Raw genomic sequence first — 19,881 nt, 5'->3', positions numbered from 1 at the left:
CGGCAGGGCCGGCTCCGGTGGTGGGGCCGTCCGTGCTGCCCTCGCCCGGCGTCAGGTCCGGTGCTCCGGCCGCCTGCGCTGAGGCCGCATCTGCGGCCTGGTGGCGGCGCTTGGTCCGCTCCGGGAGCCGCTTCAGCGCCGCAGAGCCGTGTGCCTTGAGCCCGGACTCGTCACCGGAAGAGACATCCCAGCGCCAAAAAAGGTCGCCATTGACGAGTCCAAAGATCCGCGTGGCCGCCGCGTACTCGCGGGCGTTCTGACCGCGCACCACGGCGTCCGTGGCCAGCGTGATCTGCGGGCCCTTAATGGAGCCGTAGTAAAGCTCAGAGATGCCGCGGGGGTGGTTGATGTTCACGACCAGGTCAAAACCGTCCTGATCGTTGCGCAGTTCCTCCACGGCGTCTGCGTTGCGCAGGGCCGGGACCACGTCCGCAGGCTCCAGCCCTGGCCCACCATCCGCCTCAGTCAGGGGGCGGTCAAGCTGCCAGAAGCCGCTCTCCACCGCCAGGGGGCGAACCACAGTGCCATCCGAGTCAGCAAGCCAGGTCTCCGCGCGGTACTCCACGACGGGCAGGCCCGTATCGGTGAAAGTGGCGCGCTGGAAGATGTGTTGGTCTCCTGCTTCACCCTCGCCAAGCATCCCGTATCCCTCCCAGCTGCCCAGCAGCCAGGAAAGCGGAACCAGCTCAGGAGTGAGGTCGACCGGAAGCTCCATCGGCATCCGCGATTGCCCTACTTCTGGCCCTTGAACAGCTTGCCAATCACCAAGGCGGCAAAGCCAGCCATGGCCAACCCGGCGATGCCGAGGAGGCAGTAGAAGAAGATCTCGAGGCCCAAGAATTCACCATGCATGCCGCCATCCTAACTGCTCAACCCAGTAGTGGGCGCGCAATGAGATCTAGCACCAGCCCTATCGCGAGCACAGCAGTCAGCGCAGAACCGACAGAGAGCAGCGCTCCCGGCTCCGCAGCGGCGTCGGGCAGTGTGGCAGGCGCCATGCGAGGCGAACCCGCGCGCGAGGCCCGGCGACCGGATCTGGCGCGTGTGGCGCTGGGCTCCGGGGCGCCCCAGCCCGAGTCCACCCGCCGGTTCAGCGCCCACGCCACCGCCAAAGCCAGCAGCACGCCCACCCCAGCGCAGAGCCACGCCGCGGGGCGCCATCCATCCATGCCCCGCGAGAGGTCCAGGTACCAAGCGACCCACCCGGCGCTCGAATCCACCATGAACGCGCCCGCGATCGCGGTGGCCACAGACGTCACGCGATCCTGCGCGCCGGTCCCGCGCAACAGCTGCACCAGGAAGAGCGCCAGCACCGTGAAGCCAAGCACCACCGCCCACCACAGCAAGCGCAGCGGCGCAGGAGCAAGCACGGTGGTGGCGATCGCCGTGCCGCCGCTCAGCGCCAGCACACAGGAGACCGCCAGGGGCGCACCAAGGCCGGTGATGCGGGGGAACAGCGCGCTGACCGTGGCCGTCAGCAGCGCCACAACCACCACCACACCCCCCGTGAAGAGCTGTTCCGGCAACGCAAAGGGCACCGCCAGGACAACAACGGCGGCTAGGGCACTAAGTAAAAACGTGGGGATCCTCACGGGTCCATCCTGCCGCATGCGCCACCGGCGCCTGCCCAGGCTGGGAACCTCGGCCGCGCCGACGTCTGGGCTGACGCCCGGGCCACCCCCGGCGCCGCGCACCTTTGCGCGTGACACAAAGCAGCGCAGGCCGCCCCAGAAACGCGGCCGGAACACGCCATTGCGTAAGCTGAGGCCACCGGCGCACCAGCGCACGGATCTGGCCTCCCGGCGAAAGTGAGTGCACGTGGCGCACGTCTTGCTACTCACGCTCGCGCCCGGTATTCCCGCCGTTTTGCCCTCCCTCGATTTGCTGGGCCACGAGGTTGAGCTGGCCAGGCCGGAGCCCTCATCGCTGGCCAAACCGGCCGACGTGATGCTGATCGACGCCCGCCAGGACCTGGTCGGCGCGCGCTCCCTGTGCCAATCCGCCGCAACGCTGCGCGTCAGCACGCCCGTTCTGCTGGTTCTGACCGAGGGCGGCATGGCGGCCGTCGGCCCGCAGTGGGGAGCCGACGACGTCATGCTCAGTGGGGCGAGCCCGGCTGAGGTGGAGGCACGGTTGCGTCTGGCTAGTCGGCACCGCGACGAGCCAGAGCCCGGCCCGGTGCGCATCAAGGTCCACGGCGTCTTCATCGACGAGGACTCCTACACAGCCAAGGTGGCGGGCCGCACCCTCAACCTCACCTTCAAGGAATTTGAGCTACTGAAGTACCTGGCCGCACATCCGGGCCGCGTGTTCACACGCGAGGCGTTGCTCCAGGAGGTGTGGGGCTATGACTACTTTGGCGGGACCCGCACCGTGGACGTGCACGTGCGCCGCCTGCGCGCCAAGCTCGGATCAGATCACGAGCAGCTCATTGGCACCGTGCGCAACGTGGGATATCGCTTCAGTGCGGCCGACGCGGCGCCGCAGGACGAAGCAGGCGCGTAGTTCGCAGCGCCGGGACGCCAACTGCTGAGTGAGGCAGCCGGCTTCTCTTGGGCCGTTGCTCTTGCGCTATGTGCTGAGCCACCGGTCTTCCTCTGGGCCGCGGAGCCGCTGCGGGCTACGGTGGAGGCATGAGCCAGAACCCCGCTTCCGCCCAACGCGAGTGGAGCCTCCAGTCCTTTCGCGGCCGCCCCTCCGACTCCGTGCTTGAGGCGCTTGCTCAGCTGGCCCGCGCCAGCGAGGAAGCGGACGGGAACCCACCCTTTAACGAACAGACGTGGGTGCAACTGCGCACCGCGGAGGACGCCGACTCCGTGGGCGGCGTGCTGGCCGTCTTTGTTGCCGGCCCCCAACACAACGACGCGGAGGTAGCCGGCGCCGCCGTGCTGAGTTCCGCACCGGACTCCCCCACGGTGATTGAGATGGTCGTCAGGCCGGAGAATCGCGGCCGGGGGCTCGGCGGCGAGCTGGCAGCGCACCTCGAGACGGCCATGGGCGACGCCGCTGTGGAGGCTTGGTCCCACGGCGACGACCGCGCCGCCGCGCAGCTGGCCCAACGCCACGGGCTGGTCCCGGTCCGCGATCTGTGGCGCATGCGCCGCAAGGCCGCCCAAGACGTCGACGAGGCGCCGCTACCAGAAGGCGTGCGACTGCGCGCCTTTGAACCGGGACGCGACGAGCAGGCCTGGTTGGAAATCAACGCCGCAGCCTTTGCCCACCACCCAGAGCAGGGCCGCATGACGCTCAATGACCTGCTAGAACGCGAGCGCAGCGACTGGTTTGACCCGGCCGGCTTTCTCCTGGCCGTGGATGCGGCGGACACAGTGCTGGGCTTTCACTGGACCAAGGTGCACCCGGCCGCCCAGGACGCCCGGGGCCAATCCAGCGAGGCTGTGGGCGAGGTCTACGCCGTCGGCATCTCCCCGTTGGCCCAGGGCAAGGGCCTCGGGAAGGCACTCACCGTCGCAGGGCTGCGGCACCTGGCCAGCCGCGGCCTGGAGCACGTCATGCTCTACGTCGACGCCGACAATGAGGCGGCCGTGGCGTTGTACCGCCGACTCGGCTTTGAGCGCTGGGACGCGGATGTGATGTACGCGCGTCCGGCCCGACTAAACTAGGTCACAGCTTGTTCGACAGCGTGGTCGTTGAGGCCGCCGGTCGCTGACCCTTCTGGAATCTGCGACCCTGGCGAACACACCTCAGTACCTCTGCTCTTTCCTAACTTCCCTCTCACGCCCCAGGCGCCTGGTCCGCTCCCCCGGACTTTTCGCCACGCACGCCCCTTCACAGGAGGACCCGGTGGACACGAGCTCAATCCCGACGCCGCCCAATTACGGCGACCGCGACGTCACGCCGTCCAAGGCGACGGTCGATCGCATCGAACTGCCAGAGTTTGCGCCGGCGGCCGAGCCGGAGGGCGGCTTCTCGCTTGATCGCTTCCTGGATCGCGAGATGAGCTGGCTGGACTTCAACGCCCGCGTGCTTGAGCTGGCAGAGGACCCGGATCTGTTCCTGCTGGAGCGCGTCAACTTCCTCTCCATCTTTGCCTCCAACCTGGACGAGTTCTTCATGGTCCGCGTGGCCGGATTGAAGCGGCGCATCGTCGCGGACATCGCGGTCCCCAGCGCCGCGGGCCTGAACCCCACCGATCAGTTGGAAAGCATCCTGAACCGTGCGCACGAGCTCCAGGTGCGCCACGCAGCGGCCTTTGCCGAGCTGGTGCGCCCGGCCCTTGCCAAGGAAAACATCTCGATTGTGCGCTGGGATCAGCTAGAGGAGGCGGATCGCGAACGGCTCCACGCGTGGTTCCGCCGCCAGGTGTTCCCGATCCTGACCCCGCTGGCCGTGGATCCGGCCCACCCCTTCCCCTACATCTCCGGCCTCTCCCTGAACCTGGCCGTCTTGGTGCAGAACCCACTGACCGGCAAGCAGCTCTTTGCCCGCGTGAAGGTGCCGGACGCCCTGCCGCGCCTGGTCTCCGTCGACGGCCCGCGAGCGGGCCACTCGTCCGCTTCCCCGGCCAGGTTTGTGACGCTGGAGGACCTGATCGGTGAGCACCTCGACCTGCTCTTCCCCGGCATGGACGTGGTGGAGCACCACACGTTCCGCGTAACCCGCAATGAGGACCTCGAGGTAGAGGAGGACGACGCAGAGAACCTGCTCCAGGCATTGGAGAAGGAACTGCTGCGCCGCCGCTTTGGCCCGCCCGTCCGCTTGGAGATCGCGGATGACATCTCTGACTCCGTGCGCAAACTCTTGGTGCGAGAGTTGGGCGTGGAAGACGACGAGGTCTTCTCCCTGCCCTCCCCGCTTGATCTGCGCGGCCTTGGTGCCATCTCCTCCATCGACCGCCCCTCGCTGCACTACCCCAAGCACCTCGCCAAGACCTCCCGGTTCCTCAACGAATCCGAGACGTCCAAGGCCGCCAACGTCTTCGCGGCGGTGCGCCGCCGGGACATCCTGCTGCACCACCCCTACGACTCCTTCTCCACCTCTGTGCAGGCGTTCCTTGAGCAGGCGGCCTCTGACCCCAAGGTCCAGGCCATCAAGCAGACCCTGTACCGCACCTCCGGCGACTCCCCGATCGTGGATGCACTGATCGACGCCGCCGAGGCAGGCAAGCAGGTCTTGGCCCTGGTGGAGATCAAGGCGCGCTTTGACGAGCAGGCCAACATCTCTTGGGCCCGCAAGTTGGAACAGGCCGGCGTCCACGTGGTCTACGGGATCGTGGGGCTCAAGACCCACTCCAAGCTCTCCCTGGTGGTGCGCCGCGAGGGGGACACGCTGCGCCGCTACGTGCACATCGGCACGGGCAACTACCACCCGCGCACCGCGCGCTACTACGAGGACCTTGGCCTGCTCACCTGCGATCCGCAGGTGGGAGAGGACGTGTCCAAGCTCTTCAACCAGCTCTCTGGCTACGCGCCAAAGACCACGTTCAAGCGCCTGCTCGTGGCGCCGCGTTCCCTGCGCTCCGGGCTCATTGACCTGATTGAGCGCGAGATCCAGAACGTGCGCGCCGGTCTGGCCGGCCGCGTGGTCATCAAGGTGAACTCGATGGTGGATGAGGCCATCGTTGACGCCCTCTACCGCGCCTCGCAGGCAGGCGTGAAGGTGGACGTGATTGTGCGCGGCATCTGTTCCCTGCGCCCCGGCGTGCCTGGGCTCTCAGAGAACATCCGCGTGCGCTCCATCCTGGGCCGCTTCCTGGAGCACAGCCGGGTCTTTGCGTTCGCCAACGGTGGAGACTCCACGGTTTACATCGGCTCAGCGGACATGATGCACCGCAACCTTGACCGCCGCGTGGAGGCACTCGTCTCGCTCAGCGACGACGAGGAAAAGAGCGATGTGGTGGCCCTGCTGAACCGTTATCTAGACCCCGCGACGTCCTCCTGGCACCTGGATGCCGAGGGTCAGTGGACCCGCCATCACCGCGGCTCGGATGGAGAGCTCCTGGAGGACATCCAGGAGTCGCTCCTGCGCGCTCGTGAGCGCCAGCGCTCCACGGGGTCCCATCGCGCATGAGCCAGTCCGTCGAGTTGCCGGTGCGATCAAGTGACGCACCGGGGCTGGCGTCGACCGCGTTTGACGTGGTGGCCGCCGGCGCCGTGCCGTGGCGACTTCATCGCGGAGAGCTGCAAGTCCTCCTCATCCACCGCCCCAAGTACGACGACTGGTCCTTCCCCAAGGGCAAGTTGGACGAGGGCGAAACCGTGGCCGAGTGCGCCGTTAGGGAGGTGGCAGAGGAGGTGGGGCTCAAGATCCGCCTTGGCCTGCCCCTTCCCGCGGTGACCTACGAGGTACCCAAGGGCACCAAGGTGGTGCTCTACTGGGCCGCCAAGGTGCGCTCCGCCGCGGCCCCCGACGGCGCCGAGGTGGATCAGGTCCACTGGATGAACGTGGACAAAGCGGGCGACCGCCTCAGCAATGCCGTGGATCGCGAGCCGTTGGACGCGCTTCGTGCTGCCTTTCGCAGGGATTCGCTGGACACCGTCGCCTTGGTGCTGGCCCGCCATGCCAAGGCCAAGCCGCGCGCGGCGTGGACCCGCGAGGAGGGCCAACGCCCGCTGGCGACCACAGGTCGGCGCCAGGCCACCAGGTTGGCCGCTCTTCTCAATGCTTGGCGTCCGGAGCGCGTGGCCTCCAGCCCGTGGCGACGCTGCATGCAAACCATGGCTCCCTACGCCGCACTGCGGGAGCTCCAGATCAAGACGCTCCCCGCGCTGACGGAGCACTCGGCCGACCGGCACCCGCGCAGGGCGGCCAAGGCCTTCAAGAAGCAGCTGATCAAGCCACAGAGCATGGTGGTATGCACGCACCGCCCCGTCCTCCCGGCCCTCTTGCCAGTGCTTGCCGACCACGCCCGTTCCGGTGCCCGCTCAGCGTTGCCACAGTCGGATCCGTACCTGCGCCCCGGCGCCATCCTCGTGGCACAGCGCCGCATCGATGACCCGTCCAAGATTGTCTCGGTCGAAATCCACGAGCCCTTCGACGACTGAGGCCCTGCCAAGGCGTCGAGCGAACTGACATGGGCGCGGGTTAGGCTCAGGGTGTCGCACATCACGCGGGAGCGTCCCGCCGGAAGGAGCCCGCCATGGCTGCAACGCCGCTTATTGCCCAGCAACAATTGCGTGTGGAATTGGACGAGGACCAGGAACGCTTCAACCTCTTTGACCAGGGCGTCACAGCTCAGGGCAGCTTCATCGGTTTCCTCGGCTTCAGCCGCAATGGCAAGGTCCTTGACCTGCAACACACCATCATCAAGGAAGAGTTCTCCGGCCGCGGCTACGCACGGGCCCTCGTCGCCATCGTGCTGGAGCGCACCTGGGGCCGCGAGGAACGCATCATCCCCACGTGTTCCTACGTGGTGGACTTCCTGAGCCGCCACCCGCAGTACCGCCACCTGGTTGCGGTGAGCGGCCCGACGCCGCCGGGCCCGGTGAGCGCGGCCGGTACCGAGGGTGCCACTGGCGTTCCAGCCGCCCCGGGGGCCAGCGAGGACCAGGCCGCCACGGGCGTTGCAGCCGCCCCGGGGGCCGGCCCCGCCACGGCGTCGGGCACACGCCCCAAGGGCAGGCATTCGGCCTAGGGGAAACAGTCCCGGCAACGACCGGCCAGCCCAGCTGGCTGGCCTAGACTGTGGGCCATGAGCATCCCCACGCCGTACGAGGACTTGTTGCGCGAGGTTTTGGCCACCGGCACTCACAAAGAGGACCGCACCGGGACCGGCACCAGCAGCGTCTTTGGTCGCCAACTGCGCTTTGACCTGGCCGGGGATTCCTTCCCGCTGATCACCACCAAGCGCGTGCACTTTAAGTCCGTGGCGCTGGAGTTGCTGTGGTTCCTGCGTGGCGAATCGAATGTGCGCTGGTTGCAGGAGCAGGGAGTGAGCATCTGGGACGAATGGGCCGACTCGGAGGGCGAGCTTGGCCCCGTGTACGGCGTGCAGTGGCGCTCGTGGCCCACCCCGGACGGGGAGCACATCGATCAGATCTCCCAGGTGGTGGAGCAGATCAAGGAGAACCCGGACTCTCGGCGCCTCATTGTCTCCGCCTGGAATGTGTCCGAGATCGGCAACATGGCGTTGCCCCCCTGCCACGCGTTCTTCCAGTTCTACGTGGCAGATGGCAAGCTCTCTTGCCAGCTCTACCAGCGCAGCGCGGACCTCTTCCTCGGGGTCCCCTTCAACATTGCCTCTTACGCCCTGCTCACCCGCATGGTGGCGCAGCAGGCCGGCCTGGAGGCGGGCGAGTTTGTCTGGACCGGCGGCGACTGCCACATCTATGACAATCACGTGGAGCAGGTAAAAACCCAGCTGGCGCGGGAGCCCTTCGAGTACCCCACGCTGAGCTTTGCCCGCCGCCCGGAGAGCATCCTGGACTACGCCTTTGAGGACTTTGTGATCAACGACTACCAGCACCACCCGGGCATCAAGGCCCCGGTGGCCGTCTGATGGCGCGCGTCGACGCGGCCGAGCGCCGGATCGGGATCATTTATGCGAGCTCCCGGGACGGCTGGATTGGGATCGGCGGGGTCATGCCGTGGCGTTCCCCGGAGGATATGGCTTACTTCAAGGAACGTACCTGGGGCCACCCGGTGATCATTGGTCAGCGCACCTGGGAGTCCATCCCGGAGAGCTTCCGCCCGTTCCGCGGCCGCACCACGGTGGTGCTGAGCACGTCCGCCGAGCACGCCGCACAGGTGGAGGCTGCGGGGGCGCTCGCAGCCACCAGCCTGCCGCGCGCGCTCGACCTCGCAGACGGTGCCGAGGGCTCCGAGGTGGTGTGGGTGGCCGGCGGCGGGCAGGTCTATCGCCAGGCGCTGGAGGCCGGGCTCGTCGACGTTGCCCTGGTGACCGTGCTTGACGTGCTTGTCCCTGACGGGGACACCGCCGCCCCAGTGCTTGGCCCAGACTTCGAGCTGGTCTCCGCCTCCCCCACGCCAGCGGGTTTTCATACCTCTCCCACTGGCCCCGATTACCGCTTTGAGGTGTGGCGCCGCACGGCCCCCGCCCACCTGGACCGAGAGGCCCCCGCAGCATGAAGGATCTGACCCGCCGCCCCGAGACGCTCTTTGTTCTGGGGTACATGCTCTTCCCGCTCCTGGCGCTGGTCGTCGCGGTCGCCGGGGTGTGGAGCGTGGTCATAGACCGGACCGTGCTCGGCGTGATCCTCATCGTGGTCGTGGCGCAGATCTTCGTGTTTGGCGCCCTGTGGTGCGCCAACCGCCGCACCAAGCTCCTCGCCGAGGCGCACGGTGCCATCGAGGCGAGCATGACGGACGAGCAGGCCATCAACGCCTACAACGCCCGCGAGGCGCTGGAAATCGAGGCCAAAGAGAAGGAAGCCAGGGAGAAGGCGTCCCGCGAGCGGGAAGCACGGCGCGACTCAGGCTCCTAGTCCGGCCACGCGGCGTCGGGCATCACGCGTCACACAGACCGGCCCACCGGCCGGGTTTCCGTAGCATGAGTGCATGACTTCCCAGGCCGTCGGATTTGTTGGATATCGAGGCATGGTCGGCTCCGTCCTCATGCAGCGCATGGTGGATGAGGGCGACTTCGCCACGATTGACCCCGTCTTTTTCTCCACGTCCCAGGCCGGCGCACCGGCCCCGGCGTTTGCCGCGGGCGCCCCGGCGCTGAAGGACGCCTACGACCTGGGCGAGCTGGCCAAACTGGCCATCATCGTCACGGCCCAAGGCGGGGAGTACACCGCCGCAGTCCACCCACAGCTGCGCGCGGCCGGCTGGGACGGTCTCTGGATCGACGCCGCGTCCACCCTGCGCACGCGGGACAGCTCCATCATTGTGCTTGACCCGGTCAACCGCGCGGTGATCGACGCGGGCCTGGCAGGCGGCATCAAGGACTACATCGGCGGCAACTGCACCGTCTCTTGCATGCTGATGGGGCTCGGCGGGCTCTTCAAGAACGGGCTGGTGGAATGGGCCACGTCCATGACCTACCAGGCGGCCTCCGGCGGCGGCGCCCGCCACATGCGCGAGTTGCTGACCCAGTTTGGCTCGCTCAACCACGCGGTGAGCTCCGAACTGGCAGACCCGGCCTCCGCCATCTTGGACATCGACCGCCAGGTCCTGGCAGCTCAGCGCTCCCCGGAGCTGGACGCCAGCCAGTTTGGAGTCCCCCTGGCCGGCAACCTGATCCCCTGGATCGACGCGGATCTGGGCAATGGGCAGTCCAAGGAGGAGTGGAAGGCCGGGGTGGAGACCAACAAGATCCTGGGCCGCTCCGGCGCAGACGCGATCGTCGTGGACGGCCTGTGCGTGCGGATCGGCGCCATGCGCTCCCACTCGCAGGCCCTGACCATCAAGCTCACACAGGACCTGTCCATCGAGGAGATCACGCGCATCCTGGATGAGGACAACGAGTGGAGCAAGGTGGTACCCAATACCAAGGAGGACTCCATGCGAGACCTCACCCCGGTGGCGGCCTCCGGCACCCTCACGGTTCCGGTGGGCCGCCTGCGCAAGCTGGAGATGGGCCCGCAGTACCTCTCCGCCTTCACCGTGGGAGATCAGCTGCTCTGGGGTGCTGCGGAGCCGTTGCGCCGCATGCTCAAGATCGCGCTCGGGGAGCTCTAGCGCTCGGCGCTGGCCATCCCCTTGGCCTGCGTTGGTGACGCCGACCGTGCCTTACGGCGCTGGAGGAGCGCCAGGGCGATGGTCGGCACCAGCGTCAGGAAGACGATCACGGCGCCGACAGCGGCCGGGCCGTGGATGCCCCACGAGCTAGAGAGCGTGGCCCCAGCGACCGCTGTGCCGATGGCCGTGCCGGCGTTGAAGGCAGAGACGGCCAGCGCGGATCCAAGGGTCGCGGCCTTCCCAGAGAAGGTGACGGCGAGGTGGATCAGCACGCCATTGGCGCTGAGCCCGAACAGCCCAAGGACCACGACCAGTGCCGTCATGACCCAGGGAAGCCCCGTGGTGGCGCTGATGGCGATGAGCAGCGCGGTGGTGACGGCGGGCGTGAGAATGGTGATCAATCCCGGGTGCTTGTCCCCAAACCGCCCGCCAACGATGGTGCCGATGAACGAGCCCACTCCAAAGCCGGTCAGCACCAGGGGCACCAACGCGGTGGCGATGCCCGCCTGTTCGGTGAGGATGGGAGAGATGTAGGAGTAGGCGGCAAGCACGCCGCCGGTCGTGGTGGTGCAGGCCAGCAGCGCCAGCCACAGCCGGCCAGAGCGCAGCCCGCTGAACTGGGTGCGCACCGATGACACCTGAGTGCTGGGACCCTCCTCCGGCACCAAACGGGCCACAAAGACCACGGCCACCGTGGCGGCAACGGCCAGGAACCAGAACGTCCCGCGCCAGCCGGCCATCTGGGCCACGAAGGCCCCGATGGGCACGCCGAGCACCGTGGCCAGTGCGCCGCCTGCGCTCACAATGCCCATGGCCCGGGCGCCGGCCTGCGCACCCGCGGCCCGCGTGGCGACCACCGCCGAGACCGCCCAGAACGCGCCGGTGGCGACCGCGGTGACAAACCGAGCGGCGAGCAACACCGAAAAGTCCGAGGCAAGGCCCACCACCACATGCCCGACGATAAACACCACCAGTGCAAGGACAAGCGTCAACCGCTTGGAGAGTCGCATGGTCAGTAACGCCATGAGCGGGGCACCGATGATCATGCCCACCGCGAACACCGTGATGAGGCCGCCCGCCTGCGCAAGGGAGATCTTCAAGTCCCCGGCGACCTCCGGGAGGATGCCCGCGACCACAAACTCGGTGGTCAGCATCAAGAAGGTGCCCAGCGCCAAGACGTAGACCACCAAGGGCAGCCGGGGTTGCGCGGGTGTGGTGTTCCCGCTCTCCGTGTGGGGGGCGGCTTCCAGGTGGTGCGTACTCATGTGGGGTGTTCTCTCCTGAGAGTGCTGACGTGTTGATGTGCATCCATGACATCAGCCGCAGACCAGGCGCGGGAGAGCGCGTTCATAGGGGGTATGAACTACCCCCTCTCTAGCGCCCGGGAGCCGGAGTAGCGTTGAATGCATGGAACCTTCCGATCACCGGAGCGCGATTCGCGACTTCCTCGCCACCCGCCGCGCCAAGCTGACACCGCACGACGTCGGCCTGCCGCCAGCAGGCGGGCGGCGCCGTGTACCGGGGCTGCGGCGGGAGGAGGTCGCCGTCCTGGCCGGGGTGAGCACGGAGTGGTACGCGCGCCTGGAAAAGGGCCACATCAATGGCGTATCCGACGACGTACTGGACGCGGTGGCGCGTGCGCTGCGACTCGATGAGGCAGAGCGTCTTCACCTGTTTAACCTGGCCCGCGCCGCCCGCCCCAAGAGCGCCGCGCGGCGCCCACGGGCCTCACCGGTGCGGCCCAGCATTGAGCGGCTCCTGGATTCGATGCTCAGCACGCCGGCCTTCGTGAGAAACGCCCGCAACGACGTGATGGCCTGCAACCCGCTCTTCCGGGCCCTCTACGCGCCGGTCTTCGATGACCCGGTGGAGCCGCCGAACATCGTCAGGTTCACCTTCTTGGACCCGCGTCGGCATGACTTTTACCCGGATTGGGACGAGGCAGCGGATGGGATGGTTGCGCTGCTCCGCCACGAGGCGGGGCTCAATCCCTACGACCGGGACCTCACCGACCTGGTCGGGGAACTCGTGACCCGCAGCGACGAGTTCCGCACCCGGTGGGCCGGACACGACGTGAGGATGCACCTCACCGGCACCAAACGGATCATCAACCCCATCGTCGGGCTCATCGAGATCACCTACGACGTGTTGGATCTGCCTGCCGATCCGGGGCTCACCCTCACCACGTACGGGGCGGAGCCGAGCACGCCCGCGGCAGACGCGCTCGCTCTCCTCGCCAACTGGGCAGCGACACAGCACGAAGAAACGAACCGGCCACCCGCTTCGTCGCGTCCCCACGCCCTAGAAAGCAAGGGAAGCCCAGAGGGCCCCGCCACGCTGTAGCTGGGCCCGACGCCGCTCAGAGGTTCCGGCGGGTGCGCTCCAGGTCCTCTTTGGCCACCTCACGCAGATGACGCAGCTGCTCCAGGCGCTCCGCCGGGGCGCCGTCCTGCGTGGCCTGGGCCAACAGGTGATCCGCCTGCTCCAGGTTGTGCACGGCCATGGAGTGGGCCTTCTCCAGGCTGGTGGTGGGCTGGTTATCGATGTCAGATGCATCCGGAATGATGTTGTCCATCACCCCATCCTGGCCCCGCTTGCCTCCTATGTGAAGTGCCACGCCGCGGTGATCCCGCGGCGGCGCCCCACTTTAGAGCGTGCAGTTGATCAGCAGCGGCTCGTGGTGCAGCTCGATGCCCCACGCGTCCTTCACGCCGTCTCTCACCGCACGCGCCACAGCAAGCACGTCCGCGCTGCTGGCCTGGCCGCGGTTGGTCAGCGCCAGGGTGTGCTTGGTGGAGAGCGAGGCCCGCCCACCGGCCAGGGCCTCTCCGGGCATGCCGGGCAGCCCAAAACCCTTGTGGAAGCCCGCGTGATCAATCAGCCAGGCGGCGGAGAGCTTGAGGCCCTCAGACTCCTGCACCGGGAAGCGCGGCGCGTCCTGCGGAAGCGTCTGCGCGAGCGCTGGCGACACCACCGGGTTGGTGAAGAAGGAGCCGCAGGAGTAGGTATCGGGATCATGACGATCCAGAACCATCCCCTTGGAGGCACGTAGCGCGAGCACCGCCTCACGCACCTGAGGCGCCGGGACCCGATCCCCCACACTCACGCCGAGGGCCTGCGCCAGCTGCGCAAAGGCAACCGGGCGGTCCTCGTCCGCAAAGAGCTGGAACGTGGCATCAAGGACCACGTAGCGCGGCGAGCCGTTCTCGGTGCTGCGCTTCAGGAGGGAGTCGCGATAGCCCATGCGCAGATCCCCCACGCTGAGCTCCTTGACCTGATCCGTGGCGCGGTCAAAGACGGTGACCCGCACCAAGGTCTGGGACACATCCGCGCCGTAGGCCCCCACGTTTTGCACCGGTGTGGCACCGGCGGAGCCAGGGATGCCGGAGAGGGCCTCTAAGCCACTGAGCCCCTCCTCCACGGTCTGGGCCACCACGGCGTCCCAGTCGTGGCCCGCCTGCACGGTGACCAGGCGGCCGCCGCCCGCGCCGGTGGGCTCCCCCACCGTGACCCCGCTGGTACCCATGCCCAGAACGGTCCCGCGCCACCCGGCGTCGTCGATCAGGAGGTTTGAACCGCCGCCGAGCACCAGCAACGGCTCCCGCGCGGCGTCCGCCGCCCTCACGTGCTCCACGATCTCTTCGCGGCTGGTGGCCGCCACCAGCGTGTCCGCTGGCCCGCCAACGCGCAGCGTGGTGAGCTCCGCCAGCCTCACACCGCTCACGCCTGTGCCACCTTGACCACTGCCTGGGACTTGGTCAGGACCTTCTCTTCCCCCAGCGTCACGAGCAGGTCAACGCGCACCGTGCCGGCGGCGGCATCCAGCTTGCCCACGCTCGCGACGACGCTCAGCTGCGCGCCGTCCGCCTGGTCCGGCGCGGACCCCGCCGGGTCGGGAACGGGAACCATCGCGGCAAAGCGGGTCTGGTAGTCAAGAATCGCCGTGGGATCACCAATCCAGTCGGTGACCAGCTGCACGGCCGCGCCCATGGTGAGCATGCCGTGGGCAATCACACCCGGCAGACCCACCTCCGTCGCGAAGCGATCATTCCAGTGAATGGGATTGAAGTCGCCGGAGGCGCCGGCGTAGCGGACCAGGTCCGCCCGGTTCAGCGCCACGGTGGTGCGAGCCAACTCCTGGCCCACCTCAAGGGAATCAAGGGTGATGCTCATGTTCAGTCCTCTCCTCGCACCATCAGGGTGGAGAGCACGGTGGTGACCGGCTCCCCGTCAGCGCCCACCAATTCCGTGCGGGTCACCACCATGCCGCCCGTGCCCACGGCCCTGGCGCGCTCGACGCTGACCGTGGCGGTGATCTGGTCCCCCGCCACTATGGCGCGGTGATGGGTGAAGCGCTCCTCCGCGTGCACCACCCGCGCAAAGTCGATCCCGGACTCCGGATCCTGGATGTAGGCGCCCTCTGCGTTCTGGGCGATCACGACGGCGAAGGTGGGCGGCGCCACCAGATCCGCGTGCCCCGCGGCGAGCGCCGCGTCCAGGTCCGAGTGGACGGGGTGGGTGGCCTTCACGGCGGCGGCAAAGGCGCGGATGCCCTCGCGTCCCACGCTGTACGGCGGCGCCGGTGGGTAGACCCTGCCCTGCAAATCTGCGTTGACGCTCACATGCGCCCCTTCCTCGCGGGGCGCTGCCCGCCCGTTCCTGAGTGGTTGCCACGGATGTTCCTGCGTTGTTCCGCCGCGCGGATCCCAAAACCCACCAGGTGGGTGATGATGCCAAGGGCCAGGAGGCCCAGCGCGATGAACATCAGCGGCTTGTTCTGGGTGGAGGCGCCCACCAGCGCGAGGATGAGCCCCGCGACCATGAGGCCAATGGCCCCGAGCAGGCTGACCTTCGTGGCCGTGGAGGCCGTGTCCCAGTTGAGCATGGGCCCCAGTCTACGGGCGGCGCTGGGGGCGGGTGGGCATCGCGGCGGGCGTCCAGGCGCCCATGGCGCGCGGCGTCACATTCGGATTCGCTTGACCAGGAGCACCGCCGTTCATAGCGTGGACAGGGTGCTTTCCCCACACCAGCTTCCGGAGGACTCTGTGTCTGCCAGTACCGCCCCGCACACCCCGCGCCCTGTGCCCCAGCGCCTTCGGGACGCTCGTGCCGTGCTCTTTGACTTGGACGGGGTCCTGACGCCCACCGCGGATGTGCACCGCCACGCCTGGAAGCAGGCCTTTGGCGAGTTCTTTGACCACCTTTCTCGCAGCGACGCGCTGAGTGATCAGGACTACCTGACCCTGGTGGACGGCAAGCCACGGTACGACGGCGTGCGGGCAGTTTTGCAGGATCGCGGGCTGTCGCTGCCTGACGGCGACCCGAGCGACGCACCGGACTTTGGCACGGTGTGCGCCCTCGGCAACCGCAAGAATCAGGCGTTCACCGAGATCCTGGAGCGCGACGGCGTGCAGCCCTACCCGGGCTCTGTGGCGTACGTGGACCACGTGGTTGAGGCGGGTCTCGAGGTCGCCGTGGTGTCCTCCTCCCGGAACGCGCGCGAGGTGCTGCGCGCCGCGGGGCTGGCCCACCGCTTCCCCGTCGTGATTGACGGCCAGGTGGCGGCCGCCCGCCGGCTGCCTGGCAAGCCTTCCCCGGATACGTACCTGGCCGGAGCGGAGGAGCTGGGCTGGCGCCCGTCCGAATGCATCGTGGTGGAGGACGCCATCTCTGGTGTGGCGGCCGGGGCCGCGGGCGACTTTGGCCTGGTGATTGGTGTGGCCCGCGATCAGCCGCACTCGGCGCTCCTGGAGGCCGGCGCGGACACGGTGGTGGATGACCTGGCGGAGCTGGTCAAGGCCGGCGACGATGCCGTGGCGGACACCTGGTCCCTGAGCGACCCCCGAGCCGAAGATGCCCCCAGCCTGGAGGATGAGACCGTCTACTCCACCGGCAACGGCTTCCTTGGGCTGCGCTGGCAGGGCCCGGATGGCGGCCAACACCGCAACGGCACCTTCATCAACGGCCTGCACGAGACCTGGCGGATCGCCTACCCGGAGAACTCCTACGGGCAGGCGGAGAGCGGGCAGACCATGATCCCGGCCCCGGACGCCCGCGGCTTCCTGGTGTATGTGGATGATGAGGCCCTTGAATTGGGGCGCACCGAGGTGGACCTGGCCGAGACGCGCCTGGACTTCCGCGACGGCACCCTGACCTCCAGGACCCAGTGGCGCACCGCCCGCGGGGACCGTGTGGAGGTGCGCGTGCGCCAGCTGGTCTCCTTTGAACAGCGCCACCTGGCGCTCTTTGAGTACTCCGTGCGCCCGCTGGATGCGGACGCACACATCCACCTGCGCTCCACCCTGATTGATCCGGGAGCGGCGGATAAGGTGCCCTCGCCCGCTCAAGCCGACTACGCGGCGTCGGGCCCTGAAGGGATTGGTGACCCGCGCAAATCTGAGGCGGTGGATGAGCACCCGCTGGTCCCGGCCGGGAACTGGAACGACGACGGCGTGGACGTGCTCTCCTTCTCCGTGCGCAACTCCGGCATGACCGTGGCGACCGGCGTGGGCCACGAGGTGCGCTACCCCGACGGCGGCGCCGGCCGGGCGCGTACCGGCACGCGCCGCAGCCCGGACCGCCTGGATGAGTGGGTGGACATTGACCTGCACGCCGGCGAGGCCGTCCGCCTGGTGAAGTACGTGACCTACCATTCCTCGCGCCGCCAGCCGGCCCTGGAGATGCGCTCGCGCGCCGGGCGCTCCGTGGCGACCGCCATGCGCGGCGGCGCCGCCTCCGTCTTTGACCAGCAGGCCAAGTGGGCGCGCGCCTTCTGGGAGCGCTCCGACGTGGAGGTGGGCGGTAGCCTGCCCGCCACCCAGCGCTCCGTGCGCTGGAACCTGTGGCAGCTGGCCCAGGCGGCGGCCCGCGCGGACGGCCAGGGCATCTCAGCCAAGGGTGTGTCCGGTAACGGCTACTCCGGCCACTACTTCTGGGACACCGAGATCTTTGTGGTCCCCTTCCTGAGCTACACCTCCCCGCAGTGGGCGCGCAACGCCCTGCGCGCCCGCATCAACATGCTGCCCAAGGCGCGCGAACGCGCCCGGATGCTCAACGAGGAGGGCGCGCTGTTCCCCTGGCGCACCATCAACGGGGAGGAGGCCAGCGCCTACTTCCCCGCCGGCAGCGCGCAGTACCACATCAACGCTGACATCTCCTCCGCGCTGTCCCACTACCTGCAGGCCACCGCTGACCTTGACCTGCTCAGCAGCGGCGGCGCAGAGGTGTTTGTGGAGACGGCCCGCATGTGGCTCTCCCTCGGCTTTTGGCGCAAGGCCTCTGACGGCCTGCACTTCCACCTGCACGGGGTCACCGGGCCGGACGAATACACGGCGCTGGTCAACGACAATGCGTATACCAACGTGATGGCCGCCTTCAACCTGGAGGAGGCCGCGCGGACGGTTCAGCGCCTGGCGAGCACGGACCCGGAGGCGTACCGCACGCTGGTCACCGAGCTGGCGCTGCAGCCGGATGAGCCCGAGGCCTGGCTGGCCGCAGCCGCCGGGATGTTTGTGGGCTTTGACGAGGCGCTTGGCGTGCATCAGCAGGACGCCTCCTTCCTTGACAAGGAGGTCTGGGACGTCCCGGGCACCCCGCCCAACAAGCACCCTCTGTTGCTGCACTACCACCCGCTGGTGCTGTACCGCTTCCAGGTCCTGAAGCAGGCGGACACCGTGCTGGCCCTGTGGCTGCGCTCCTCCCGCTTCACGGCGGAGCAAAAGCGAGCGGACTTTGACTACTACGACCCGTTAACCACCGGCGACTCCACCCTCTCCGCCACGGTGCAATCCATCGTGGCCGCGGAGGTGGGCTACGCGCAGCTGGCCATGCACTACTTCCTGCATGCCCTGGACGTGGACCTGATGAACCTGCACCACAACACCTCAGACGGCGTGCACGTGGCCAGCACCGGCGGTGTGTGGGCGGCGCTGGTCAACGGCTTTGGTGGGCTGCGAGACGACGACGGCGTGTGGCGCTTCAGCCCCCGCCTGCCTGCCGACTGGCCCAGCCTGACGTTCCGCCTGACCTGGCGCGGCACTCGCGTGCGATTCACCGTGACGCGGGATCGCTTTGAGGCCTTCGCAGAGACGGGCACCGACCCCGTGGAGTTCTTCGTCAACGGCGAGGCGCTACGCGTGGTGCCCGGCGAGGGCACAGTCGGCACGGAGTTGCGAGATCAGGGGCCGGCGCTGAAGGGCAGCCCGTCCTTCGCCAGCATCGTGGCGCTGCAGCGCGAGGACGGCTCGCGGCTGGGCCCCGCGGTGCGGTAGGGGGCCTTCTACGGCGCCAACTGCCCGACGACGGCGGGCGGGCTCAATCGTTGCACCGCCGCTTCCAGCGCGGAACGTACCGCAACGATGCCCGGCCGGTTCACAGCGCCGTCGCGCACCAAGGTATACAGCGAGCGCCGGGGCAGCTCCGCGAGGTCAAAGAGGTTGACTCCGCGCAGCTGGCCCGGCGCGATGAGCCCGGGAAGGAACGCCGCCGCGTGCCCGGTGCGCACCAGCTGCACCTGCAGCAGCGGGTCCACGGTCTCGCAACGCAGCAGCGGCTCAAAGCCCGCGCCCCGGCACACCGAACGCACCCAGTCCCCCATCGGCATGCCGGCCGGGTCAACGGAGAAGCGCGCCGTCGCCAGCTCCGCCAGGCTCCCCACCGTGGAGGGCAGGCCGCCCGCCGTCGGATGCTCCGGGAGGGCCAGCCGCAGGGGGTCGGTGCAGACCTCCACGCGGTGCAGGCCCGTCTGGACGGGCGACGGGCTGCCGGGAAACTCCTCGCCGAGCACCACATCAAACTCGTGATTGAGCAGGGCGTCCGTGGAGCTGCCCGCCTCCCGGTGGATCAGCTCCACGTCCAGCTCGGGGTGACGCTCGGCGAGCCACGTGAGCGCGCGGGGCACCAGCTCAAGGAGCACGGTCTGGAAGGAGGCCACGCGCAGGCGACCCCTGGCCGTCACGTCCCCGGCCGCCAGCTCCGCCTCCGCAAGCTCCAGGCGCGTCATGACCTCCTCCGCGTGGCCCACCAGGCGCACCGCCGCGGGGGTCAGGCGCACGCCCCGTCCCACCTTCTCCAGCAGCACCGTGCCGGTCTCCCTCTCCAACCGGGAGATCTGCTGCGAGATGGCAGAGGGCGTGTAGCGAAGGCCCGTGGCGGCGGCCGTGAGGGAGCCGCAACGATGGACCTCTGCCAGGACGCGGAGCCGGCTGAGTTGCAACATTCTCATCCTTAAGGGCAGCTAATAGTTTGTTGCAACAAACCATAACTGGACTACACCTTCTGAGG

The 19,881-nt window shown here is 68.3% G+C and carries 19 protein-coding genes and 1 pseudogene; 11 read left to right on the top strand and 9 right to left on the bottom strand.

From position 1 onward, the window contains the following. Positions 1-124: 124 nt before the first annotated feature. Positions 125-721: pseudogene (locus tag DWQ67_RS00945) on the bottom strand (FABP family protein); the annotation flags it as partial. A gap of 148 nt (positions 722-869) precedes the next feature. Further along, on the bottom strand, positions 870-1,592 hold the full coding sequence (locus tag DWQ67_RS00940) for a hypothetical protein (RefSeq protein ID WP_121483710.1): 723 nt from the start codon (positions 1,590-1,592) through the stop codon (positions 870-872). Between the two features lie 226 nt (positions 1,593-1,818). Here DWQ67_RS00940 and DWQ67_RS00935 point away from each other — a divergent pair, with 226 nt between their 5' ends. The 9 genes from DWQ67_RS00935 (at position 1,819) to asd (ending at position 10,599) form a co-directional block, all read left to right on the top strand. Then, positions 1,819-2,505, top strand: a complete 687-nt coding sequence (locus DWQ67_RS00935) for a winged helix-turn-helix transcriptional regulator (protein WP_121484212.1) — start codon at positions 1,819-1,821, stop codon at positions 2,503-2,505. Between the two features lie 128 nt (positions 2,506-2,633). After that, on the top strand, positions 2,634-3,620 hold the full coding sequence (mshD, locus tag DWQ67_RS00930; protein ID WP_121483709.1) for a mycothiol synthase: 987 nt from the start codon (positions 2,634-2,636) through the stop codon (positions 3,618-3,620). A 181-nt stretch (positions 3,621-3,801) separates the two neighbouring features. Beyond that, complete coding sequence (locus DWQ67_RS00925; RefSeq protein WP_121483708.1) at positions 3,802-6,027, top strand: RNA degradosome polyphosphate kinase; 2,226 nt, start codon at positions 3,802-3,804, stop codon at positions 6,025-6,027. Next, the gene (locus DWQ67_RS00920; protein ID WP_121483707.1) at positions 6,024-7,001 is read left to right on the top strand and encodes an NUDIX hydrolase; all 978 of its coding nucleotides are present in this window, start codon (positions 6,024-6,026) and stop codon (positions 6,999-7,001) included. Before DWQ67_RS00925 ends, DWQ67_RS00920 begins: the two co-directional genes overlap by 4 nt. Before the next feature lie 95 nt (positions 7,002-7,096). Then, a complete protein-coding gene (locus tag DWQ67_RS13840; protein ID WP_199712557.1) occupies positions 7,097-7,591 on the top strand; it encodes a GNAT family N-acetyltransferase in 495 nt (164 codons plus the stop codon). Between the two features lie 57 nt (positions 7,592-7,648). After that, a complete protein-coding gene (locus DWQ67_RS00910; RefSeq protein ID WP_121483706.1) occupies positions 7,649-8,455 on the top strand; it encodes a thymidylate synthase in 807 nt (268 codons plus the stop codon). Continuing rightward, positions 8,455-9,045, top strand: a complete 591-nt coding sequence (locus DWQ67_RS00905) for a dihydrofolate reductase (protein ID WP_121483705.1) — start codon at positions 8,455-8,457, stop codon at positions 9,043-9,045. Before DWQ67_RS00910 ends, DWQ67_RS00905 begins: the two co-directional genes overlap by 1 nt. Then, a complete protein-coding gene (locus DWQ67_RS14245; protein ID WP_121483704.1) occupies positions 9,042-9,401 on the top strand; it encodes an NF038396 family protein in 360 nt (119 codons plus the stop codon). The genes DWQ67_RS00905 and DWQ67_RS14245 overlap by 4 nt, the downstream gene beginning before the upstream one ends. 73 nt (positions 9,402-9,474) lie before the next feature. After that, entirely contained in the window at positions 9,475-10,599 is a 1,125-nt protein-coding gene (gene asd / locus DWQ67_RS00895) for an aspartate-semialdehyde dehydrogenase (RefSeq protein ID WP_121483703.1), read from the top strand. Here the strand turns inward: asd and DWQ67_RS00890 are convergent. Continuing rightward, positions 10,596-11,864 (bottom strand): MFS transporter, encoded by a 1,269-nt coding sequence (locus DWQ67_RS00890; protein ID WP_121483702.1) that lies wholly within the window; start codon positions 11,862-11,864, stop codon positions 10,596-10,598. The genes asd and DWQ67_RS00890 overlap by 4 nt on opposite strands. A 142-nt stretch (positions 11,865-12,006) precedes the next feature. Between DWQ67_RS00890 and DWQ67_RS00885 the strand changes: the two genes are divergently transcribed. Next, complete coding sequence (locus tag DWQ67_RS00885; protein WP_121483701.1) at positions 12,007-12,942, top strand: helix-turn-helix transcriptional regulator; 936 nt, start codon at positions 12,007-12,009, stop codon at positions 12,940-12,942. A 16-nt stretch (positions 12,943-12,958) separates the two neighbouring features. Here DWQ67_RS00885 and DWQ67_RS00880 read toward each other — a convergent pair whose 3' ends face one another. The 5 genes from DWQ67_RS00880 to DWQ67_RS00860 form a co-directional block, all read right to left on the bottom strand. Next, positions 12,959-13,174 (bottom strand): hypothetical protein, encoded by a 216-nt coding sequence (locus DWQ67_RS00880; protein WP_121483700.1) that lies wholly within the window; start codon positions 13,172-13,174, stop codon positions 12,959-12,961. Positions 13,175-13,246: 72 nt separating this feature from the next. Then, positions 13,247-14,323, bottom strand: coding sequence for a UDP-N-acetylmuramate dehydrogenase (locus DWQ67_RS00875; protein WP_121483699.1), 1,077 nt, complete (start codon positions 14,321-14,323; stop codon positions 13,247-13,249). Continuing rightward, positions 14,320-14,772, bottom strand: coding sequence for a MaoC family dehydratase (locus DWQ67_RS00870; RefSeq protein ID WP_121483698.1), 453 nt, complete (start codon positions 14,770-14,772; stop codon positions 14,320-14,322). Before DWQ67_RS00870 ends, DWQ67_RS00875 begins: the two co-directional genes overlap by 4 nt. A gap of 2 nt (positions 14,773-14,774) precedes the next feature. Then, the gene (locus DWQ67_RS00865; protein ID WP_121483697.1) at positions 14,775-15,221 is read right to left on the bottom strand and encodes an FAS1-like dehydratase domain-containing protein; all 447 of its coding nucleotides are present in this window, start codon (positions 15,219-15,221) and stop codon (positions 14,775-14,777) included. Continuing rightward, complete coding sequence (locus DWQ67_RS00860) at positions 15,218-15,484, bottom strand: DUF3188 domain-containing protein (RefSeq protein WP_121483696.1); 267 nt, start codon at positions 15,482-15,484, stop codon at positions 15,218-15,220. The genes DWQ67_RS00865 and DWQ67_RS00860 overlap by 4 nt, the downstream gene beginning before the upstream one ends. Before the next feature lie 196 nt (positions 15,485-15,680). Here DWQ67_RS00860 and DWQ67_RS00855 point away from each other — a divergent pair, with 196 nt between their 5' ends. Beyond that, positions 15,681-18,869: an HAD-IA family hydrolase gene (locus tag DWQ67_RS00855; RefSeq protein ID WP_233555854.1), complete on the top strand. Its 3,189-nt coding sequence runs from the start codon at positions 15,681-15,683 to the stop codon at positions 18,867-18,869. A gap of 8 nt (positions 18,870-18,877) precedes the next feature. On the opposite strand, the gene DWQ67_RS00850 is transcribed toward DWQ67_RS00855, so the two are convergent. Continuing rightward, on the bottom strand, positions 18,878-19,816 hold the full coding sequence (locus DWQ67_RS00850; protein WP_121483694.1) for a LysR family transcriptional regulator: 939 nt from the start codon (positions 19,814-19,816) through the stop codon (positions 18,878-18,880). Positions 19,817-19,881 lie beyond the last annotated feature (65 nt).

It is taken from the genome of Galactobacter caseinivorans (assembly GCF_003640665.1).
GTDB lineage: Bacteria > Actinomycetota > Actinomycetes > Actinomycetales > Micrococcaceae > Galactobacter > Galactobacter caseinivorans.
Note: the sequence above shows the minus strand (reverse complement) of the source record. Positions and strands in the feature narration are given on the sequence as shown.